At 47.9% G+C, this 4,074-nt stretch carries 5 protein-coding genes; 3 read left to right on the forward strand and 2 right to left on the reverse strand.

Annotated elements, in window-relative coordinates:
* Positions 1 to 79 precede the first annotated feature (79 nt).
* A complete protein-coding gene (locus ABNT28_RS10250; protein ID WP_348721529.1) occupies positions 80 to 241 on the reverse strand; it encodes a hypothetical protein in 162 nt (53 codons plus the stop codon).
* Between the two features lie 244 nt (positions 242 to 485).
* Here ABNT28_RS10250 and pyk point away from each other — a divergent pair, with 244 nt between their 5' ends.
* Together pyk and ABNT28_RS10260 are read left to right on the forward strand one after the other, a co-directional pair.
* The gene (gene pyk / locus ABNT28_RS10255) at positions 486 to 1,931 is read left to right on the forward strand and encodes a pyruvate kinase (protein WP_348721530.1); all 1,446 of its coding nucleotides are present in this window, start codon (positions 486 to 488) and stop codon (positions 1,929 to 1,931) included.
* Between the two features lie 181 nt (positions 1,932 to 2,112).
* Positions 2,113 to 3,069 (forward strand): NAD(P)-dependent oxidoreductase, encoded by a 957-nt coding sequence (locus ABNT28_RS10260; RefSeq protein WP_348721531.1) that lies wholly within the window; start codon positions 2,113 to 2,115, stop codon positions 3,067 to 3,069.
* A 52-nt stretch (positions 3,070 to 3,121) separates the two neighbouring features.
* Here the strand turns inward: ABNT28_RS10260 and ABNT28_RS10265 are convergent, their stop codons facing one another.
* The gene (locus tag ABNT28_RS10265) at positions 3,122 to 3,634 is read right to left on the reverse strand and encodes a tetratricopeptide repeat protein (protein ID WP_348721532.1); all 513 of its coding nucleotides are present in this window, start codon (positions 3,632 to 3,634) and stop codon (positions 3,122 to 3,124) included.
* Positions 3,635 to 3,797: 163 nt separating this feature from the next.
* Here ABNT28_RS10265 and ABNT28_RS10270 point away from each other — a divergent pair, with 163 nt between their 5' ends.
* The gene (locus tag ABNT28_RS10270; protein WP_348721533.1) at positions 3,798 to 3,986 is read left to right on the forward strand and encodes a hypothetical protein; all 189 of its coding nucleotides are present in this window, start codon (positions 3,798 to 3,800) and stop codon (positions 3,984 to 3,986) included.
* The last annotated feature ends 88 nt before the right edge of the window (positions 3,987 to 4,074 follow it).

The raw sequence follows: 4,074 nt of genomic DNA on the forward strand, positions 1-4,074 counted from the left end.
CATCTAACTGGCTTTCATACAAAGCTGTCATGATTGGCAAGGTTGAGCCAGTCGTAACATTAACGGTACAGCCATAACCTTATTCACTAATTGTCGTTGCGATTGCAGAATGCAATTTCGCACTGTTCCAATCAAAGTCACCCATTTCGATCGTGCCGCAAGCTTGTGCGCCACTAGAAAATGACGCTACAGAAGCGCCAAGAGCGACTGTGGTGATAGCTGATTTGAATAATTTTTTCATAATGTCCCCCTATTGACTATTACATCATCAGTATCTGAGTGTGTAATTCAGCAGATTTTCTGGTTTTAGTGTGACTTTTCGCCAAGACAGACATACAAATGAACCGAAAGATGGGCTTGTTTTTTCAAGATATGTTCTACGATACCGTGTTACAGGCTAGTTTTTTAACCTGTTTACAGTTAACTAAAGCGGGTTCATTTTTTCGTGAAAAGTTAAAGTCATATTTAAGGGGTAAATTCATATCATGACAGCATCAGAGGCATTTCCGGACATGGTCACAAATGGTCAAAAACGGGCAACAAAAATTGTTGCAACACTTGGTAACGTATCCTCTGACCCCGATAGCTTAAGGCGTCTGATCGAAGCGGGGGTGAATGTTTTTCGTTTGAACTTCTCGCATGGCACACAGGAAGAACAAGGTGCCCGCATTGACGCGATTCGCCAGATTGAAACCGAAACCGGCATACCAACCTGCATACTGGCTGATATGCAAGGGCCAAAATATCGTATCGGCGAGGTGGCTGATGGCGTTGATATAAAAGCCGGAGATCAGATCACCTTCGATCAGGACAAAGCGATTGGTTCGGCGACGCGCGTTGGCATGCCGCATCCTGAAATTTTTGCTGCAATGTATCCCGGCGCACGTTTCCTGATGGATGATGGCAAGCTTGTTCTGGTGGTCAAAAGCCTGAGCGATGACAGTTTTGTTGCCGAAGTCGTTGTTGGCGGCTCTTTAAAAAGCCGCAAGGGTGTTAATATCCCCGATATTGTTCTCGACACAAAACCGCTCACTGACAAAGATATGTCCGATCTGGAATTTGCCTTGAGCAAAAATGTTGACTGGGTTGCTTTGTCTTTTGTCCAGCGCGCCAGCGATATGGTCGAAGCACGTGCGTTGGTAGGCAAGCGTGCCGCACTGATGGCAAAAATTGAAAAGCCATCTGCCTTGAAAGAACTGGGTGCGATCATCGAAGCTTCGGATGGCATAATGGTGGCTCGTGGTGATCTTGGCGTTGAATTACCTCCCGAGGATGTACCAGCCTGGCAGAAAAAGATCATTGCTAAATGCCGGATGGTCGGCAAGCCAGTCGTGGTTGCAACGCAAATGCTGGAATCGATGATTACCGCGCCTGCACCGACCCGTGCCGAAGCGTCGGATGTTGCCGGTGCTGTATTTGATGGCACCGATGCGGTGATGTTGTCCGCTGAAACCGCTGCGGGCCAGTATCCTATCGAGTCGGTCGAGATTATGGCGCGCATTGTACGCGCTGCCGAAACCCATATTCGTGAGGATGCCGCTAGCAAACACGCGCAATTGCCAGTCGAGCCAACTGTATATCACGCCGTTGCCCGCGCCAGCGTAGCATTGGCAGATGCGGTTGATGCTGATGTTATGGTTGCCTTTTCTACATCAGGCAACACCGCCATCCGTATTGCACGCGAACGCCCTGATACGCCGTTCATTGTCATGACCCCGCATATGGATGTGCAACGCAGGCTTGCCATATTATGGGGTACAACAACCGCGCATAGCGCCTATAGCCAAGATTTTGAAAATGCGATTGCCGAGGCGGCTGATCTAGTTCGCAAGAACGGCATGGCAAGCAATGGCGGGCATATTGTTGTGGTTGCCGGTATGCCATTTGGCATTGCAGGCACAACGAATTCGATGCGGGTCGTTCGTATCTAGCAAAGTTTTCTGGCTTGGCATTTTCGTGGCGATCCGGCCATGCGATTTGTGATTTATAATTTAAGATGGCATCACAACTTGGATCCTGCTTGCATTTCATTTTTAAATATAGATAGGGTTGTTTGGCGTCCAATAGTCATAATGATTGGCGCTTAACCCAACCATAATTTGGAGATGCAAGATGGTGACAGTCGGTTTTATCGGACTGGGAAATGTTGGCGGCAAGCTTGCTGGCAGCCTCATTCGCAATAAATTTGACGTGATCGTTCGTGATCTGGATAAAGACGTTGCACAACCGTTTCTGGATGCAGGTGCGCGCTGGGCAGAAACATCACAAGAGATGGCAGCCGCCAGCGATGTGATTATTACGTGCCTGCCATCACCAGCTGCCAGTGCCGCGGTCATGGAAGCTGAAGACGGCGTTCTGGCGGGTTTGTCGGCAGGTAAAATCTGGGCTGAGATGAGCACGACCGATGAAACCGAGGTTAAACGACTGGGTGAAAAGGTTCTGGCAACAGGTGCTTTTCCGGTAGATTGTCCGGTTTCAGGCGGATGTCATCGTGCTGCTACGGGCAATATTGCGATTTTTGCCGGTTGTGATCGACATGTATTTGAGAAGATGCTGCCTGTTTTAACCATTTTGGGGCGCCGCGTGTTGCATACAGGCCCGTTGGGTTCGGCTTCGGTTCTCAAGGTGATGACCAACTATCTGGCCACTGCAAATCTGGTGACCGTATGTGAGGCGCTAGTAACATCAAAAATGGCTGGAATGGATCTTAATACAACGTATGAAGCGATTCGCATCTCTTCGGGTAATTCCTTTGTTCATGAAACCGAAAGTCAGGTCATTCTGAATGGTAGTCGGGACATTAACTTCACTATGGATCTGGTAATCAAGGATATTAGCCTGTTTCAGAGTATTGCTGACCGTGCTGGTGTGCCGCTGGAAATATCGCCCAAGTTGATCGAAGTTTTCAAAGATGGTCAGGATCGCTTTGGTCCGCGCGAGTGGTCGCCAAATATCATTAAGCGACTGGAAGAGGTGGTTGGTGTTGACATTCTGGCACCGGGCTTTCCGGCTGAAATGATCGATGATGAGCCAGAAGCAGCTGGATATGAAGTCATTCCGAAATCATAGGTCCAAATTTATCTGCAAGGCCAAGATTATCTGCAAGGCATAGTGAGGCAGGTTAAAGTGCCTGGCCTTGCAGTTTTCGCTTTAAGGCATCGATCATATGCTGGGCGTTTATCATGAACGGATTAACCTGCAATGCTGCCTCATAGGCGTTCAGTGCTCCTTTCAGATTACCGTTTTGCATATGTATCATGGCCAGCCCGGACAAAGCTCCAAAATGTCGAGGCTCACGCTCAAGCACTTCGACGATGTCGGCTTTAGAGCCATCATGATTACCTAACATATAGCGTATTGTTGCGCGCTTGTTCCATGCTTCGGCGAAGTCAGGTTCTATATCTATAAGACGGGAAAAAACACGTCCAGCTTCGGTCAGCTGGTTAGCTTGCATCATCTGCATGCCCAGACGCATCATGCCGGTTGCATCCGGATTGCTGTCATGCACAACCCATAACGACCAAATCTTGCTTTCAATGTCTTTGGCTTTAGCTGATGTTGTGACCTGCAACGCCCTAAATAGATCGTTCAGAGCTGGGTTGGTCTGATCCGCTAAAGCCGGAGCTGGCGTCAATGTAATTACTAATATGATTATTTTCAGATACCGCATGATTAAGATATAGTCTGCATTCACTAAATTCCAAGAGTTACGCATGATTTTGGACGATTCCCAATATCTTGCTTTGGCCAATACACTAACGCCATTAAACTGGTTCGACACTGAAATGGAGTGTCGAATGAAAGGTGTGAGTATATTCATAATAAGCCTGTGGCTGTTGACCATGCCGCATTATGTAAGTGCGTCGAGTCTGTTTGCCGTCACCAAGGCGCAACTTCAGACAACGATGATTACCTTTTTAGGGGAGGCTGCTGACGAGACCGGAGAATTTGGGGTGATTGACCGCGAAACTGGCGTCCGTGTTTGATGTTGTGGTGGCTTACTGAAGTACCTGTGTGATGTATTTAATGTGTTTACTGCGTATCTCAAATCCGTTTTCAAAAGTCTATTGTGCG

Origin of the sequence: uncultured Candidatus Puniceispirillum sp., from assembly GCF_963979125.1 — a bacterium.
Classification (GTDB): Bacteria; Pseudomonadota; Alphaproteobacteria; order Puniceispirillales; family Puniceispirillaceae; genus Puniceispirillum.